This window comes from Pseudomonas sp. BF-R-30 (assembly GCF_019956175.1).
Taxonomy (GTDB): domain Bacteria; phylum Pseudomonadota; class Gammaproteobacteria; order Pseudomonadales; family Pseudomonadaceae; genus Aquipseudomonas; species Aquipseudomonas jessenii.
The window spans coordinates 1-15,203 of sequence record NZ_JAHBDE010000045.1; the positions used below are offsets into that span (position 1 = coordinate 1).

Annotated in this window: 13 protein-coding genes and 2 pseudogenes; 5 read left to right on the forward strand and 10 right to left on the reverse strand. The window is 61.4% G+C overall.

Annotation, left to right across the window (positions count from 1 at the left end; translation table 11 throughout):
- Positions 1 to 34: 34 nt before the first annotated feature.
- The 4 genes from KGB20_RS21810 to KGB20_RS21825 all read right to left on the reverse strand — a co-directional run bounded on the left by KGB20_RS21810 (position 35) and on the right by KGB20_RS21825 (position 5,806).
- Positions 35 to 1,195 carry an iron-containing alcohol dehydrogenase gene (locus tag KGB20_RS21810; protein WP_090456528.1) on the reverse strand — a complete coding sequence of 387 codons (1,161 nt, stop codon included), beginning with the start codon at positions 1,193 to 1,195 and terminating at the stop codon, positions 35 to 37.
- A 3-nt stretch (positions 1,196 to 1,198) separates the two neighbouring features.
- On the reverse strand, positions 1,199 to 2,590 hold the full coding sequence (locus KGB20_RS21815) for an aldehyde dehydrogenase family protein (RefSeq protein ID WP_223532975.1): 1,392 nt from the start codon (positions 2,588 to 2,590) through the stop codon (positions 1,199 to 1,201).
- A gap of 7 nt (positions 2,591 to 2,597) precedes the next feature.
- Complete coding sequence (locus tag KGB20_RS21820) at positions 2,598 to 3,971, reverse strand: glutamine synthetase family protein (protein WP_150814783.1); 1,374 nt, start codon at positions 3,969 to 3,971, stop codon at positions 2,598 to 2,600.
- Positions 3,972 to 4,216: 245 nt separating this feature from the next.
- Entirely contained in the window at positions 4,217 to 5,806 is a 1,590-nt protein-coding gene (locus KGB20_RS21825) for a winged helix-turn-helix domain-containing tetratricopeptide repeat protein (protein WP_154862432.1), read from the reverse strand.
- Positions 5,807 to 6,065: 259 nt separating this feature from the next.
- Here KGB20_RS21825 and KGB20_RS21830 point away from each other — a divergent pair, with 259 nt between their 5' ends.
- From KGB20_RS21830 to KGB20_RS21845, 4 genes are all read left to right on the forward strand, one after another.
- Positions 6,066 to 6,818 carry an SDR family oxidoreductase gene (locus KGB20_RS21830; protein ID WP_154862431.1) on the forward strand — a complete coding sequence of 251 codons (753 nt, stop codon included), beginning with the start codon at positions 6,066 to 6,068 and terminating at the stop codon, positions 6,816 to 6,818.
- A 44-nt stretch (positions 6,819 to 6,862) separates the two neighbouring features.
- Positions 6,863 to 7,276, forward strand: coding sequence for a cupin domain-containing protein (locus KGB20_RS21835; protein ID WP_150814785.1), 414 nt, complete (start codon positions 6,863 to 6,865; stop codon positions 7,274 to 7,276).
- Positions 7,277 to 7,371: 95 nt separating this feature from the next.
- On the forward strand, positions 7,372 to 8,469 hold the full coding sequence (locus KGB20_RS21840) for an HlyD family secretion protein (RefSeq protein WP_223532976.1): 1,098 nt from the start codon (positions 7,372 to 7,374) through the stop codon (positions 8,467 to 8,469).
- Positions 8,466 to 10,058 carry a DHA2 family efflux MFS transporter permease subunit gene (locus tag KGB20_RS21845; RefSeq protein WP_223532978.1) on the forward strand — a complete coding sequence of 531 codons (1,593 nt, stop codon included), beginning with the start codon at positions 8,466 to 8,468 and terminating at the stop codon, positions 10,056 to 10,058. Before KGB20_RS21840 ends, KGB20_RS21845 begins: the two co-directional genes overlap by 4 nt.
- A 259-nt stretch (positions 10,059 to 10,317) precedes the next feature.
- Here the strand turns inward: KGB20_RS21845 and KGB20_RS21850 are convergent.
- The 5 genes and pseudogenes from KGB20_RS21850 to KGB20_RS29065 form a co-directional block, all read right to left on the reverse strand.
- Positions 10,318 to 10,554 (reverse strand): annotated as a pseudogene (locus KGB20_RS21850) (hypothetical protein); the annotation flags it as partial.
- 236 nt (positions 10,555 to 10,790) lie between these two features.
- The gene (locus tag KGB20_RS21855; RefSeq protein ID WP_223532979.1) at positions 10,791 to 11,483 is read right to left on the reverse strand and encodes an RES family NAD+ phosphorylase; all 693 of its coding nucleotides are present in this window, start codon (positions 11,481 to 11,483) and stop codon (positions 10,791 to 10,793) included.
- Positions 11,477 to 11,881 (reverse strand): antitoxin Xre-like helix-turn-helix domain-containing protein, encoded by a 405-nt coding sequence (locus KGB20_RS21860; protein WP_223532980.1) that lies wholly within the window; start codon positions 11,879 to 11,881, stop codon positions 11,477 to 11,479. Before KGB20_RS21860 ends, KGB20_RS21855 begins: the two co-directional genes overlap by 7 nt.
- A 97-nt stretch (positions 11,882 to 11,978) precedes the next feature.
- Positions 11,979 to 13,475, reverse strand: a complete 1,497-nt coding sequence (locus KGB20_RS29145; protein ID WP_223532982.1) for a methyl-accepting chemotaxis protein — start codon at positions 13,473 to 13,475, stop codon at positions 11,979 to 11,981.
- Positions 13,476 to 13,771: 296 nt separating this feature from the next.
- Positions 13,772 to 13,906, reverse strand: coding sequence for a hypothetical protein (locus KGB20_RS29065; RefSeq protein ID WP_256355847.1), 135 nt, complete (start codon positions 13,904 to 13,906; stop codon positions 13,772 to 13,774).
- Between the two features lie 293 nt (positions 13,907 to 14,199).
- Between KGB20_RS29065 and KGB20_RS21870 the strand changes: the two genes are divergently transcribed.
- Positions 14,200 to 14,382, forward strand: a complete 183-nt coding sequence (locus KGB20_RS21870) for a hypothetical protein (protein WP_150814793.1) — start codon at positions 14,200 to 14,202, stop codon at positions 14,380 to 14,382.
- A gap of 207 nt (positions 14,383 to 14,589) precedes the next feature.
- On the opposite strand, the pseudogene KGB20_RS21875 reads toward KGB20_RS21870, so the two are convergent.
- Positions 14,590 to 15,010 (reverse strand): annotated as a pseudogene (locus tag KGB20_RS21875) (ABC transporter ATP-binding protein/permease); the annotation flags it as partial.
- Positions 15,011 to 15,203 lie beyond the last annotated feature (193 nt).

The window sequence follows — 15,203 nt, forward strand, 5'->3', positions numbered from 1 at the left end:
GTCATCCTCAAGTCCATCGCGAGCAGGCTCGCTCCTACAGACGGCCGTGAAGTGCCGCGTCGAAAATCTTTGCCACGCCGTCCCGGGTCAATGGCAGCGGGTTGCCGCCAGCGGAAGGGTCGACAATCGCCATGTCGGCGATCAGGTCGGCCTGCCGGTCATCAACGCCCAGTTCAACCAGGGTATGGGGCACGCCGATGTCCTTGCGCAGCTTGAGGACGAAGGCCAGGAAACTGTCGAACCCCGGGGAGGGCAGGCGCAGGTACGCCGCCAGGCGGGTGATGCGCTCCTCGATGGCCGAGCGATTGAAGTGCAGGACATAGGGCATGAAGGTGGCATTGGTCATGCCGTGATGGGTGTCGTACAACGCACCCACCGGATGTGAGAGCGCATGCATCCCGCCCAGGCCTTTCTGGAATGCCGTGGCGCCCATGGCCGCCGCCGCGAGCATTTGTGCGCGGGCCTCAAGGTCCGACGGCGTGTGTACCGCCTTCACCAGTGAGTTGGCCACCAGGCGCATGCCTTCCACGGCAATGCCATCGGCCAGGGGGTGAAAGCCGGGGGCGCAGTACGCTTCCAGGCAATGGGACAGCGCGTCCATGCCGGTGCCTGCGGTGATTTTGGCGGGCATGCCGACGGTGAGGGCCGGATCGCTGATCACCACGCGCGGCATCATTTTCGGGTGGAAGATGATGCGTTTGGTGTGGGTGCGCTCGTCGATGATCACCGCCGCACGGCCGACTTCGGAACCGGTTCCCGCCGTGGTCGGCACGGCAATGACCGGGGCGATGCGGCTGTCGTCGGCGCGGGTCCAGTAGTCGCCGATGTCTTCGAAGTCCCAGACCGGGCGGGTCTGGCCGCTCATGAAGGCAATGAGCTTGCCCATGTCCAGGCCACTGCCGCCGCCGAACGCGATCACGCCATCGTGCTGGCCGGCACGCCAGGCATCGAGCCCGCCGGCCAGGTTGGCTTCCACCGGATTGGGCTTGAGGTCACAAAACAGCGCCACGCCAAGACCGGCGGCGCGCAATGCGTCCAGTGCCGCCGTGGTGATCGGTGCGCGGGCCAGGCCGCTGTCGGTCACGAGCAAAGGTCGCTGGATACCCTGGCTGCGACAGACCTCGGCCAGTTCGGCGATGCGCCCGACACCGAAACGAACGCTCGTGGGGTAGTTCCAGTTTCCTGTCAGGTTCATGGTCTACACCTCATGACGCAGATGAAAGGATTTGGCCCGGGTCAGGTGCTCGTAGCCCAATGGCGACAGGGTGACACCGCGCCCGCTGTTCTTCACGCCGGTCCAGGCCAATGCCGGGTCCAGGTAGTCGCAGCGGTTCATGAACACCGTGCCGGTGGCGATCTCGTTGCCCAGGCGTTCGGCCGCTTCGAGGTCCAAGGTCCAGATGGAAGCGCTGAGCCCGAACTCACTGTCATTCATCAAGGCGATGGCTTCTTCATCGCTGGCCACCGGCATGATGCCGACCACCGGGCCAAAGCTTTCGTCGCGCATGACCGACATTTGATGGTTCACGTCCACCAGCACTTGCGGTGCCAGGTAGGCGCTGCCCGGCACGTCGGCGGGAAAGGACTTCGGATCGATCAGCGCTTTGGCGCCCTGGGCCAGCGCATCGGCAATCTGGCCGCGAACGAAGAATGCGGCGCCCGGTGTCACCAGCGGACCGAGGGTGGTGGCTTCATCCAGTGGGTTGCCCAGCACGTACTGGCGGGTCAGTTCGGCGAAGCGCTCGACAAACACCGGGTAGATTTTCTGGTCGACGTAGATGCGTTCCACGGCGCAGCAACTCTGCCCGGAATTGAAGAAACTGCCGTCCACCAGATTTTCCACCGCCTGTTCAAGGTTGGCGTCTGCCCGGACATAGGCCGGGTCTTTGCCACCGAGCTCCAGGCCCATACCGAGAAATTGTCCGCTGGCGACGCTTTCCATGACTTTTCCAGCCTCCACGGAACCGGTGAAGTTCACTTGCTGCACGCGCCCGCAAGCAATGATCGCCCCGGTCGACACATGGTCGAGCAGCAGATTCTGGAACAACCCCTCGGGCAGTTTTGCGCGACGCATGGCCTCGGCGAAACGCTCGCCCACCAGCAGCGTTTGCGATGCATGCTTGAGGATCACGCTGTTGCCGGCCATCAGCGCCGGGATAATCGTGTTCACCGCCGTCAGATAGGGGTAATTCCACGGAGCGACCACCAGCACCGTGCCCAGCGGCTCGCGTTTGATATAGCGGCGAAATCCCGCGACAGGCTCGGGCTCTACCCGCTCAAGGACCTGCGGTGCGATAGCGATCATGTGCCGGGCGCGTTCGGCGAAACCGCGCAGTTCGCCGGCGCCAAAACGCACCGGGCGGCCCATTTGCCAGGCCAGCTCCGGCACGATGTCGGCCTGCATCGACAGCATCGCGTCCACCGCGGCAGTGCAAAACGCCGCGCGTTCGCTCAGTGAGCGGCGTTGCCATGCCGCCTGTGCGCTGGCAGCGGCCGTCAGCGCCTGCTCGATCTGCGCCGCATCGGCCACCTCGCGTTCGGCGTACACCCGGCCATCGACCGGGGAGATCAATTGAACCTTCGCAGTCATGATGTTCTCAATAGCGCTCGAAACCGCGCTGCAATTCCCAGTCGGTGATACGCCGGTCGTACTCTTTCTGCTCCCACTCGGCGGTGTGCACGTAATGGTCGACCACCTCATCGCCGAACGCCTTGCGCAACATGCCGGAGGCCTTGAGTGCGGCGCTCGCCTCGCGCAGGGTCTTGGACACTTCCGGCAAATGCTCATCCAGGTAGGCGTCGCCTTCGAACGGCGGCGCCAGATCGAGCTTCTCGTCGATACCGGCCAGGCCCGCCGCGATCAACGCAGCAAACGCCAGGTAGGGATTGAGGTCGGCACCGCCGATGCGGCATTCGATGCGGATGGCCTTGCTGCCTTCGGCACACAGGCGAAAGCCGGCGGTGCGATTGTCGCGGCTCCAGACCGCCCGCGTCGGCGCAAAAGTGCCAGCCTGGAAGCGCTTGTAGGAGTTGATGTAGGGCGCAAGAAAACAGGTGATGTCGTTGGCGTACTTGAGCTGGCCGGCGACCCAGGAGCGCATCAGTTTCGACATGCCGAACTCGGCTTTCGCGTCGAAGAACAGCGGCTTCTTGGCGTTCTTGTCCCACAGCGAATTATGGATGTGACTGCTGGAGCCGGCAGCGTCGTAGCGCCACTTGGCCATGAAGGTGATCGCCTTGCCCTGCAATTGCGCGATCTCTTTGCAGGCGTGCTTGATGATGACGTGGTGGTCAGCCATGGTCATGGCATCGGCGTAGCGGATGTTGATCTCTTCCTGGCCGGGGCCCCATTCTCCCTTGGAGTTTTCCACGGGAATGCCCGATGCCTGCAAATGCTTGCGAATCGCCCGCAGCACCGGCTCTTCGCGGGTGGTCTGGAGGATGTTGTAGTCCTCGATGTAATGGCCGGCGGTTTTCGGTTTGTGATAGTTGCGCCTGTGGATCGCCTCGTAACTCTCATCGAACAGATAGAACTCGAGCTCCGAGGCAAACATGCCGGTGTAACCACGCTCGCGCAGGCGCTCGACCTGTTTTTTCAGAATGGCCCTTGGGCTGTGGGGCAGGTCCTGGCGATGGTGATGATCGAGCACGTCGCACAGCACCAGCGCCGTGCACTCAAGCCAGGGCACGCGCCGCAGGGTGGACATGTCGGGCTTGAGCACGAAATCGCCGTATCCCTTGCTCCAACTGGCCGCGGCGTAACCCGGCACCGGCTCCATGTCGATGTCATCGGCCAGCAGGTAGTTGCAGCAGTGGGTTTCTTCGTGGCCGCTGTCGATGAAAAACTCGACCTGGAACCGCTTGCCGACCAGGCGTCCCTGCATGTCGACCATGCAGACCAGTACGGTATCGATTTCGCCGGCAGCCGCGGCGCGCTTGAGTGCATCAAAGCTGAGGAGGGGCTCTGTCATCACGGCAATCCTGCGTGAAAGGTTTGGGCCAGTCTGGGATAGCTGTTGCAGACGCTCTCCAGAAAAACCCAAAACCTGCAGAACCGAGCATCATGAGCAACGAGTTGCTCAAAGCTTAGCCTACCGTTGCAATTGTAGGAGCGAGCTTGCTCGCGATGAACTTGAAGACACCGCGACTAATCAGAAAACCCGCGTCATCGTTGACGACCATCGCGAGCAAGCTCGCTCCTACAGGGTGCTCGTCTTCACTCCGGTAGCCCGGCCAGCCGCAGTCCATCGACGAAACGGGCGAAATCCTCAGGTCGTTGAATGGGCAACCAGTCCTTGAGGGTGCACAGACGCAAAGAAGGATCCAGCTTTTGCAGACGCTGCATCGCCAGATCCGCTTTTTCCATTCGACCGCCGAGCGCATCACTGGCCGCCACCAGCGCCGCCGCGACCAGCAGACTGGGCAGGTTGCCCAGGGCCTTTTCCGCCCATTGCGCAGCGGCATCGAAGTGCCCGGCGAAGAAATGCGCGAGCGCCATCCCCACCTGCATCCTGAACATTTCCGGATCCAGCGGACTCAAGCGAACGGCATGGTTCAAATGCTCGATGGCGGCGTCTGTTTCACCGTGCAGTGCCCGCAGGATACCGCCCAGAAACCAGGCGGGGGCGAGGTTGGGATTGAGCAGGCGCGCCCTGTCGAGCAGCGCAATGCCGCCGTCGACTTCGCCAGCGAGATGAGCGAGCGCATGTCCGCCCCGGGTCAACGCGACGGCATCGTCGCGGCCGAGGGTCACCGCCAGACGCGCCAGGCGTATGCCCTCGGCGATTTCTGCGGGTCGATCGCTCATCCAGCCATTGAGCTTGCGCCAGAAGTGGCACCAGGCGGCCATGCCATAGGCCGAAGCAAATTCCGCATCGAGTTCGATGGCCTGGTAGAACATCGGCAGCGCCTGCTCGATGGCTTCCCGGCTGCCGCTGTGCAGTTTTGCCATGGCCCGCAGGTAGTAGTCGTAGGCGTCCAGGCTTTCCGTCGGCTTGCGCTTGGCGCGTTCGATTTCTGCCCGCTCCAGTTGCGGCGCGATAGCACCGACGACGCTTTCGGTGATTTGGTCCTGCAGCTCGAAGAGGTCGTCGAGCAGGCCTTCGAAGCGCTCCGCCCAGATATGCGTCCCGCTTGTCGCGTCGATCAGTTGCCCGGTAATGCGCAGCCGGTTCCCGTACTTGCGCACGCTGCCTTCGAGCACATAGCGCACGCCCAGTTCCTGGCCGACGCCCTGTGCGTCCACGACCTGGCCCTTGTAGGTGAAGCTCGAATTGCGCGCAATGACGAATAGCCAGCGGATACGCGACAGGGCGGCGATGATGTCCTCCACGACGCCATCGGCGAAATACTCCTGCTCCGGATCGCCGCTCAGGTTCTGGAAGGGCAGGACGGTGATCGAGGGTTTGTCCGGCAGGACGAGCGTAGGGGAGGGGATTTGTTTCGGGGCAGCGCTTGCGCGTTCGTCGATGTCAGACTGTGGTGTTTGCCCGCTCAAGTCGCCGTTGATCCGACCAACGAAGCGGTAGCCCTTGCGGGGGACTGTGCGCACCAGGCGCTGCTCCTCACCGGTATCACCAACGGCCTTGCGCACCGCATTGATGTGGCTGGTGATCGTCGATTCCGAAACGATCCGGTCGCCCCACACCGCCTTGAGCAACTCGTCCTTGCTGACGACGCGGTCGGGATTGTTGACGAACAGCAGCAACAGATCGAAAACCTGCGGTCCGACGGCCACGATTTGCCCGCGCAGGGTCAGCTCCCGGCGCTCCTGATCGAGTACGTAGTCTTCAAACGTGAATGGCAAATTGAGCATCCCCTGGCGAAGCGCCCTCAACTCCGTGTCCCAGGCGGCTGTCGGTTGGTAACTGAGGCAGATGATACGGCAGCTCGACACCCGCTGCACCGTCTGCGGCAAGGGGGGCTGGACGAACGTCAATGGCTTTGGACATAAATCCAAGTACTCGCCAAGGCAAACCCAAGCCCGGCGCAAGGACTTGCCTGGTGCGCGCAGGCACTCTTTCTACACCGACGCAATGGTTGCAGTCGACAAGTGGAGAAAAGTCATGAAGATCGTCGTCATCGGAGGCTCCGGCCTCATCGGATCGAAACTTGTGAACACCCTGCGCGAGCGCGGCCATGATGCGCTCGCCGCCAGCCCCAGCACGGGCGTGAACAGCATCACCCGCGAAGGCCTGGCCGAAGCGATGGATGGTGCTGATGTGGTGGTCGACGTGGCGAACGCGCCGTCGTGGGAAGACCAGGCCGTTCTCGATTTCTTTGAAACGTCGAGCCGTAACCTGCTGGCCGCCGAAGCCGCTGCCGGGGTTCGTCATCACGTAGCCCTGTCGATTGTCGGCAGCGAACGGCTTCCCGATACCGGCTATTTCCGGGCCAAGGTCGCGCAGGAGGCCCTTATCAAGGCATCTGGCGTTCCTTACACCATTCTACGTGCCACGCAGTTCTCCGAGTTTGCCGGCGGCATTGTCCAGTCGTTCGCCGTTGGCGAGGAAATTCATGCTTCGCCGGCGCTGATCCAGCCGATAGCGTCCGACGACGTGGTAGCGGCGCTGGCCGATGTCGTGCTGGCAGCACCGGTCAATGGCACGGTTGAAGTCGGCGGCCCGGAAACCATGCCGATCGACGAACTGGCCAGGCGCTATCTGCAAGCGACTCAGGACAACCGCAAGGTCGTGCCGGATGTACATGCCCGTTACTTCGGCGCCGTGCTCGACGATCAATCGCTGGTCACCGGCAAGAACGCACGCCTGGGGGCGATCCGCTTCGACGACTGGCTGGCCCGGTCGACAGCGCAGTAACGGATCGCATCCGCACATTACCCTACGAATCCAGGAGAAATCCCATGGTTACCCGTTTGCTAATGGCCGCTGTCTTCGCAGCGCTCTCGATCAGCGCCGCATCAGCCGCCGAGCCGCCCCCCGGCAAGGTGACGGTGGTGTTCGACCGTCCCATTCCCAACATCCCTGGCAAGAGCATGAGGGGCGTGGTCGTCGAGTATGGGCCGGGTGCCGCATCGCCGGCCCACACCCATCCGAAAACGGCCTTCATCTATGCAACGGTGCTGGAGGGTTCGTTTCGCATCCAGGTCAAAGGCGAGCCGGAAAAGATCTACAACGTCGGCGAAAACTTCGTAGAGGAGCCGGGCTCCGTGCACCTGGTCAGCGCCAACGCCAGTGACACCCAACCTGCACGCCTGCTGGCGGTGTTCGTCCTCGACACCGAGGAAAAGGTACTCGTAACACCGATCAAACAGTGAGCCGATCACGCGCTCATGAAGGCTCGACCGCCGGGCGGCAGACCCTGTCGCCCAGTGGCTGAGTCAGTTCTTGGCACTGAACAGGAAATGAAAAAATGAACTCGCTCCTGGACAAGGCTGCCATTGCCACCAGCGCAAGTAGCGGCACTCCCGTGGTCGTGGTGCGGCGAAGCAAGCGCAAGACCATCGGCCTGTTGCTGTGCGTCGCGGCTGTAATGGTCGTGGCGGTTTGGGGAGCCATGGCGTTTTCAAGTGGCGTGACCTCGACCGACAACGCGTATGTCCGCGGGGACGTCACCTCGCTGGCCGCCAAGGTCGCCGGCTATGTCACGGCGGTCGAGGTCCGGGACAACCAGGCCGTGCGTGCCGGTGATGTGCTGTTTCGAATCGATGACCGCGACTACCGCGCCAAACTTGCGCAAGCCGAGGCCAATGTCAGCGCCGCCCAGGCGCGCCTGACCCATGTCGACGCACAGGTCCAGCTCCAGCATGCGCTGATCAGGCAGGCCGAAGCGCAAAGGCGTTCAGCCTCCGCCGACATGAGCCTGGCGGCCAAGACCCACGACCGCAGCCGCAAACTGATCGTCAGCAATGCGGTGAGCCAGGCCCTGGTCGATGAAACCGGCACCGCGCAATCCAGAGCCGCGGCCTCGGTTTCGGCCGCTTCGGCAACGGTCGAGGCGCAACAGCAGCGCATCACGGTGTTTGTAGCCGAGCGCGAGGCTGCCGTGGCCGCTGTGAGCCAGGCAGAGGCCGCACGTGATCTCGCCCGGATCGATCTCGAGCACACCGTGGTACACGCACCTGTGGATGGCGTGGTCGGTAACCGTCAGGTTCGCCTCGGTCGTTTCGTCACACCGGGCGTTTCCCTGCTCGATATCGTGCCGGTCAATGATGTATGGGTCGTGGCGAACTTCAAGGAAACCCAACTGGAACATATTCGCCCCGGTCAGCCGGTGCGCGTCACGGTCGATGGCTACCCCGATGCGGCACTCGATGGCGTGGTCGACAGCTTTGCACCCGGCAGTGGCTCGGCGTTCAGCCTGCTGCCGCCCGACAACGCCACCGGGAACTTTGTGCGTGTCGTGCAGCGCGTACCGGTGAAGATCCGCCTGGCTGACAACCCGCTGCCGGGGCGCATCGTGCCGGGCCTGTCCGCGCGGGTGGAAGTTGCACAAGGGGCCGGCTCATGAGCCGCGTTGCCTGCACCACGCCGAGCAGCGCCAGGACAACGAACGGCGTCCTGCTCATGGTGGGCATCGTGCTGGCGACGTTGACCGAAGCGATCGCCAGCACCGTGCTGGCCCTCGGCCGCGGCGACATCATCGGCGACACCTATGCCACGCCCGACGAGTTCGCCTGGCTGGATGTCGGCTACATCGCGCTCAAGCTGATCGGGTTCATGCTCGCCCCTTGGCTGATGCGGCGATTTTCTGCGCGCAACGTGATCATCGGCGCCACCCTGGTCATGGGCCTGGCGTGCTGCGTGGCTGCCGTTACCGCCTGGCTGGAACTGCTGATCGCATTGCGCATCCTGCAAGGCTTCGCGGGAGGTGCTTTGCTGGTGGCAGGCCAGGCGATCATCTTTCGCGGCTATCGGCGCGCGCTTCAGCCGATCCTGCAAGCCCTGTTCGCCATGGCGGCGGTGGTCGCGTCGGCGACCCTCGCGCCGGCCCTGCAAGGGTGGTTGATCGACAGCCAGTCCTGGACCTGGATTTTCTTCAGCGTAGTGCCGTTGGCCCTGGCGGCGATCGGCTTCTTGCTCATCGCCGACCACCCCATGCCCGCCAGGGGCCGGCAACCTTCGTTTGACTGGCTCGGCTGTACACTGATCGGTGCCGCGCTGTTCTGTTTCACCTACGTGCTCAGCCAGGGCAGCCGCTGGGACTGGTTCGAGGAACCGCGCATCCTGGCACTGACGGTGATCGGTGCCGCCGCGCTGCTGGCCTTTCTCGGTCAACAGGTGTTGGCCAACGGCCAGGGGCTGCTCGATTTCAGCCTGTTCAAAACAAGCGATTTCACCTTTGCCTTTATCGTCAGTTTCGTCGCCGGTGCCGCCCTGTTCGGCAGCGCCTACCTGATCCCGGCGTTCGCCCTGTCGGTACTCGCGTTCACACCGACCGATGCCGGCCTGCTCCTATTGCCCAGTGGCGGTTTTTTTGTCGGTTCGCTGCTCATCGCCGCCTATCTGTTCAGCGTGCGCCGCGTGCCGCCGGTGGCGACCGTGCCGTTGGGTATCCTGCTGATCATGGGGGCGATGTGGATGCTGTCCGGCTCCAACAGCGAAAGCGGCACCGACGACATGATGGCGGCCATCCTGTTGCGCGGCCTGGGCCTTGGCTTCCTGTTTCTGTCGATCACGCTGATCGCTTTCAGCCACCTCAACAGCCGCAACCTGGCCAGCGGCATCGGCCTGTTCAACACAGGGCGCCAGTTGGGAGGCTTGATGGGCGTCGCTGGGCTGCAGACCTTGATCGACCATCAGGTTGTCAGCAATGGCGTGGTCCTCGGCGCCAACGTCACCCCAGGGGGGCACGCGGTCATCGAACGGCTGATGACCACAACCGCGATGCTGGCAGGGAAGGGCATGGATCAGGTGGCCGCTGGCCGGGCAGCCACGAGCTTGCTGGGCAAAGCGGTATCAGGTCAGGCCACGGTGATTGCTTTCGATACGGCGTTCTTCGCCGTGGCCCTGCTGTTCGTCTTTGCTGCGCCCATACTGGTCGGCATCAAGATTGGCCTCTCGCGATCCGCGAAAGTGCATGAACTACAAATGAATTGATAACCCGCACGAAAAAGCCCGGCTGTTGAAGCCTGATGCTGTTCAGTTAAATGAAAACGATCCCCTGTAGGAGCGAGCTTGCTCGCGATGGTCGTTAACGATGCCGCGTGTTTACTGACTGAACGCAGCGCTCTTGAGTCCATCGCGAGCAAGCTCGCTCCTACAGTGAGTGGATCATTCTCGCTTGATTGAGCAGCATCAGGCTGTTGAGGCCGGGCTTTTCGTTGAGTCTTGCGGTAAAGCACTGCATTCAGACAGCGCGGCTTTCGATCAGACGGTCGGAACCGCCTTCGGCAACACGTTTTTCCAGCAGGCGATCCGAACCACCTTCAGCCACACGATTCTCGATCAAACGATCCGAACCACCCTCGGCCACACGGCTTTCAATCAGACGATCCGAGCCGCCTTCAGCGACCACAGGTTGAGCAGAGTTTGCGGCGAAAGCGTTAACTGCAAAAACCGAGAAAGCGATGCTGAGGAGGGTTTGGCGTTTCATGATGGTGTGCTCCGGGGTGCTTATGGGTTGGTATGGAGCAGATGTTACGCCGGGGAATTTTCAAGAGAACTTCATTGAAATAATGGTGACTATCGATGCGGTCAATGGATCGCAGATCCCTGTGGGAGCGAGCTTGCTCGCGATGGCAATTTCACTTTCAACATATGTGTCGATTGACACACAGCAATCGCGAGCAAGCTCGCTCCCACAGGTATTCATGTGTCTGACAACGGGGCTCAAGCCTCACTGATCTGACTGACACTGGTGATCTGCCCATTCCAGACCATCTCGTAATGCGCCGTCTGCACAATCGACGAAACCGGCCTCGGCGTCATCAACGCCCAGCAATGACTGCCCGGCATCCGCACCGAGTGATAACGCAAACCGGGGCAACCGGCATCGCGCACCGCCTGCCCCAGCACCCGGGAGTGGCTGTAGTCGTCCGGCGCATACACCGGATCGCTCATCGACAGGGCCGTGGCGTCCTTCATCCCGCCATCGCCAAATGCACAGGCCAGTCCACGAAACACAAAGCGCTCATAGTTCAGGCTCGGCACCCTCGACCAATACAGCGCCTGGTGATGCCGCACCTCGGCCAACGCCGCTTCCATCGACTCCGCCAGGTACAACACCCCAAAACGGCCATCGCTGAAACGCGAGCCCGCCGGGTTGACGTGGGTAAACGGCGCAATGGCGTAGGAGCAACCCGGAATGCCGAACGGGATCTCGCGGCGCGCAATCAACTCCAGTTGACCCACCTCATTCTTCAACCGCGGATTGGTCAGAGCCTGAATCTCGAACAACACCTCGAACTCGGCCGCATCCGCCACATCATCAAACAACGCAATGGGCGGAAACTTCGAATTGACCAGGCGATAAGCCTGCAACGACTGACCGGCAAACACCGCCAACTCACTCGCCATCACCATTGCGCACCCCGCAGCATGTCGATGCGGCGGAAGGTTTCGTACAGCGAAATCATGTCGCCCTGGGCCATGATCTCCAGCGGCGAACGCCCGTTGAAAAACTCGTTGTCATTGGCCATCGAGGCAAAGCCGTACACGTTATCCGGGTTGTCGAACACCAGCCGCAACGTCGCGTGAATGTTCAACACAAAACTGATGCGCTGCATCTGGTCCGCATCCAGCGCCACCGCCCAGTCCGGGTCCCGCTGCCGGGCGCGGGTGTAGGTGCTGCGGGAAATACGCAGGATGCGACAGGCCTGATCGCTGGTGGCTTGCCACTTTTCCAGAATGCTCACGGCGGCACGCAGGCCGGTGACGCATTGGTTTTTGCTGAAGGATTGGGGTTGCAGGGGGACGGCCATGATCAATACCTATCTTGACTCCATAGACTCAAAGATAGGTTTGTTGAGTCTGTAGAGCAAATCGGTTCGACCAACGGAAAACTTCTCCCGTCGAGCATCATTGATGAAACGTCCGCCCCAACGCATCCAGCCGGGTCGCAATGGGCGGCAAGCGCCGACTGCTCAGCGCCAGTGTCTCCACATCATCCGCCGTGTTTTGCGCAATGCTTTGCACCGACTGCAAGCGCCCGACAATCTCGAAACTCGCCGTGGACTGTTCGCGGGTCGTCGTGACGATCCGCCCATTGAGCTCATCGATCTGCGAGATGTCGCTGCCGACGGCCTGCAACATTGCAGCGGCCACCTGACTGTCCTCGACGCAGCGCACTACACCTTCGCGGCTGTCCTGCATGGCCTCCACGGCTTTGCGGCTGCCTTGCTGCAAGGCTTCGATGATGGTGCGGATTTCCTTGGTGGACACCGCCGTGCGCTGCGCCAGGCTGCGCACCTCATCGGCCACCACCGCAAAGCCCCGGCCTTGCTCGCCGGCGCGCGCCGCTTCAATCGCCGCGTTGAGCGCCAGCAAGTTGGTCTGCTCGGCAATGCTGCTGATCACCTCCAGCACCGTACCGATCTGCTGCGCCTGCCCGGCCAGTACCTGCACGGTCTGGTTGGTGCCTTCCAGGCGCGAGGCCAGTTGAGTGATTTCCTGCCGCGCACGGTTCACGCTTTCCTGGCCGCGAGTGACTTGCGCGCTGGCCTGGCCGGCATGGGCAACGGCATGCTCGACATGCACCACGATGTGCTCCATCGCATCACCCATGCGCTGCATCGACCCGGTCATCTGCGCGATTTCCGTCAACTGATGCTTGGCGCCCTTCTCCAGCGTGTTGCTGGCCTTGGCCAACTCCTGGCCCAACTGACCCAAACCCTGAGAGTCACGCACCACCCCGTCCACCAAGGCGGTGATCTGCGTCAAAAACTGATCGAAGCGCTGTGCCAGCGACACATGCACTCGCGCCTTGTCACCCTGGCCGGCACCCGCGGTGAACTGGGATGTGGTAGCGAGCATCTTGTCCAGCATGTCCTGGCTCTCCACCGCATCGGCCTGGCTGTGCATCGCCAGATAGAGCAGCGCGACGGTCTCCATCACCACATAAAAAGCGTGAACGAACACCATCGTCCAGCCACCGTGATGGGCCATCACAAACACCGGAAAACCCTGATGCTGCAGCGCATGAAACACCACGTGATGCAGCGCAATCGTCACCGCCGCCACCAGAATCGGCAGCCAGTCCCGATAAAACGTCAGCACTGCCAACAACGCAAAAATCCCGAAGTGCGACTCAATGACCCCCTCGGCCTGATTGATATGCAACGCCGCCATCACCATCAAACCCACGCCCAGCAGACAACGCATCAACCGCGTTCCGCCAATGGCTCGATACAACAGCGTCAGCAACACACTGGTGCCACCGCCCACCAGCAGCGCCTGCTTCAACGTGTCGTGCCAGAACGCCAGGCCGATAGCGAACGCGAACATCAGCCAGATCAGGCCCAGCATGATGCGGTCGGCTTTGCGGTAGTGGTCGAGGAAACGAGGGGGGAAGGGCATGTACGCTTACTCCATGTAAATGAGCCAGAAAAAAGCAGGGTTTATGGCAACACGGGACATCGCGAAGGCTTGGGTACGTTAAGGGGCAGACGTTTTCAGAGTCAGGGATGCGAATCTGTTGGCGGCATGGTCGAGCTGTATTTGAGATGTCGTGGAGAGCGTAGCCTTTGGCCATCATTCTAGGCAGCTACGACGTCGCTCGTGGAAAACAATGTCCGATATAGAGGCAAGTAATGCTGAAGTGACGGGGGAGTGCGACAGACTCCGTTGCAAAGCCTGTCGTACACCCGAGGCAGTTACGACTTCTTCGGCGGATAGTTACCGCGCAAGCCACCGGACTTGTTGCCGGTTTTGCTCGGCAGGTTCGGCACCAACGGACGGGATCTGGGTTGGGGGTTGGAGCGGCTTTGGGGTTGCGGTTGTTTGCTCATGTTCGCCTCCTGAATTTTCAGGGATTCGCGAAGTGGGTTACTGATGAAGTTTAGCTAATCGACTGTAAGCAGGGTCGTTTGGCGCTTGGGGAATGTGTTATGAGCGATCAGCTTTTCTGTTTCGGCCCCGTTGATAGACCCCCTTACGCAATTCTCGGATTCTGCCTACAACTTCGGCAGGAGTGACCCGCTATTCCAAAAAATGAAAAACGGGGAATATTGAAGGGGCAGGAAGGGGGACACTGGCCGTTCGGTGAGAGCCTTTTTAATAGCAAAGCCCGACAGGATGATCCATGCTACAAAACGACCGCGACAATCTGGAACTCGATAAACTACAAGTCGAGATCCGAAGGTTCATGGCCGAAGAAATGCGTAGCCCGACCTCGACCCGCGCTACTCTGCTGCCATTCGGCATCGGTGCCGCCCTGGCACTGATAATCTTTGCCGCCGCCGCCATAGTCGTCCGACTGCTCTAGTCACTTGTCCTCCCCCTGATGGCTGGGGCGTCTTGTTGATTCATACGAATTGAATCGAGCAGACGAAAAAAAGCCCGCGATGGGGAGAGCGGGCTGGAAATCACAAAGGAGCTGGATCCACCGTATGCCAATGGATGTGAAAATACTGTGATAGATGTCTGATTACTTGCTCGCGTTCGATTTGACGTAGCTGTGTGCCCTGCGAAGTCATACCGGTTGCATCACCTTTCGATGCACCCACTGAGCCGCGCTTTGCAGTTCCAGAACTTGCCAATGGAGGCGTTCCAGCGAGGCATTGTGGCCGACGCTGATCAGGATCGTCTCCGGCAGCGTTTGTTTGAGGAACTGATAGCAGCGCGCCTCGTTCGCCGCATCCAGCGCCGAACTGCTCTCGTCGAGGAACAGCACCGCGGGGCGGGCCAACAGGGCGCGGACGAAGGCACAGCGTTGCTGTTCGCCAACGCTCAGGATTTGCGACCAGTCCAGTTCGTCATCCAGTTGCTCGCTCAAGTGTTGCATTGCCGTAGCCGGACGGTGCGCTGATCAGCAGGCTGTCACCGGGCTCAAGTGAAAGGTTGAAGCTATTGAGCAAGCGCCGACCGTTCGGCAACCAGATGTCCAGATCCTTGCGAATGCCAGTCAGTTAAGCGTTTAAGCACCCCAAACCTTGTGGGAGCGAGCTTGCTCGCGATGACGGTTGGACAGTCACATAAGGGGTGACTGACGGTCCGCTATCGCGAGCAAGCTAACTCCCACAATGTCCGGGGCTTAACTGACAGGCATTGGCCGAATAGGTGCCTTTTTTCATCACTGAGGTGGAG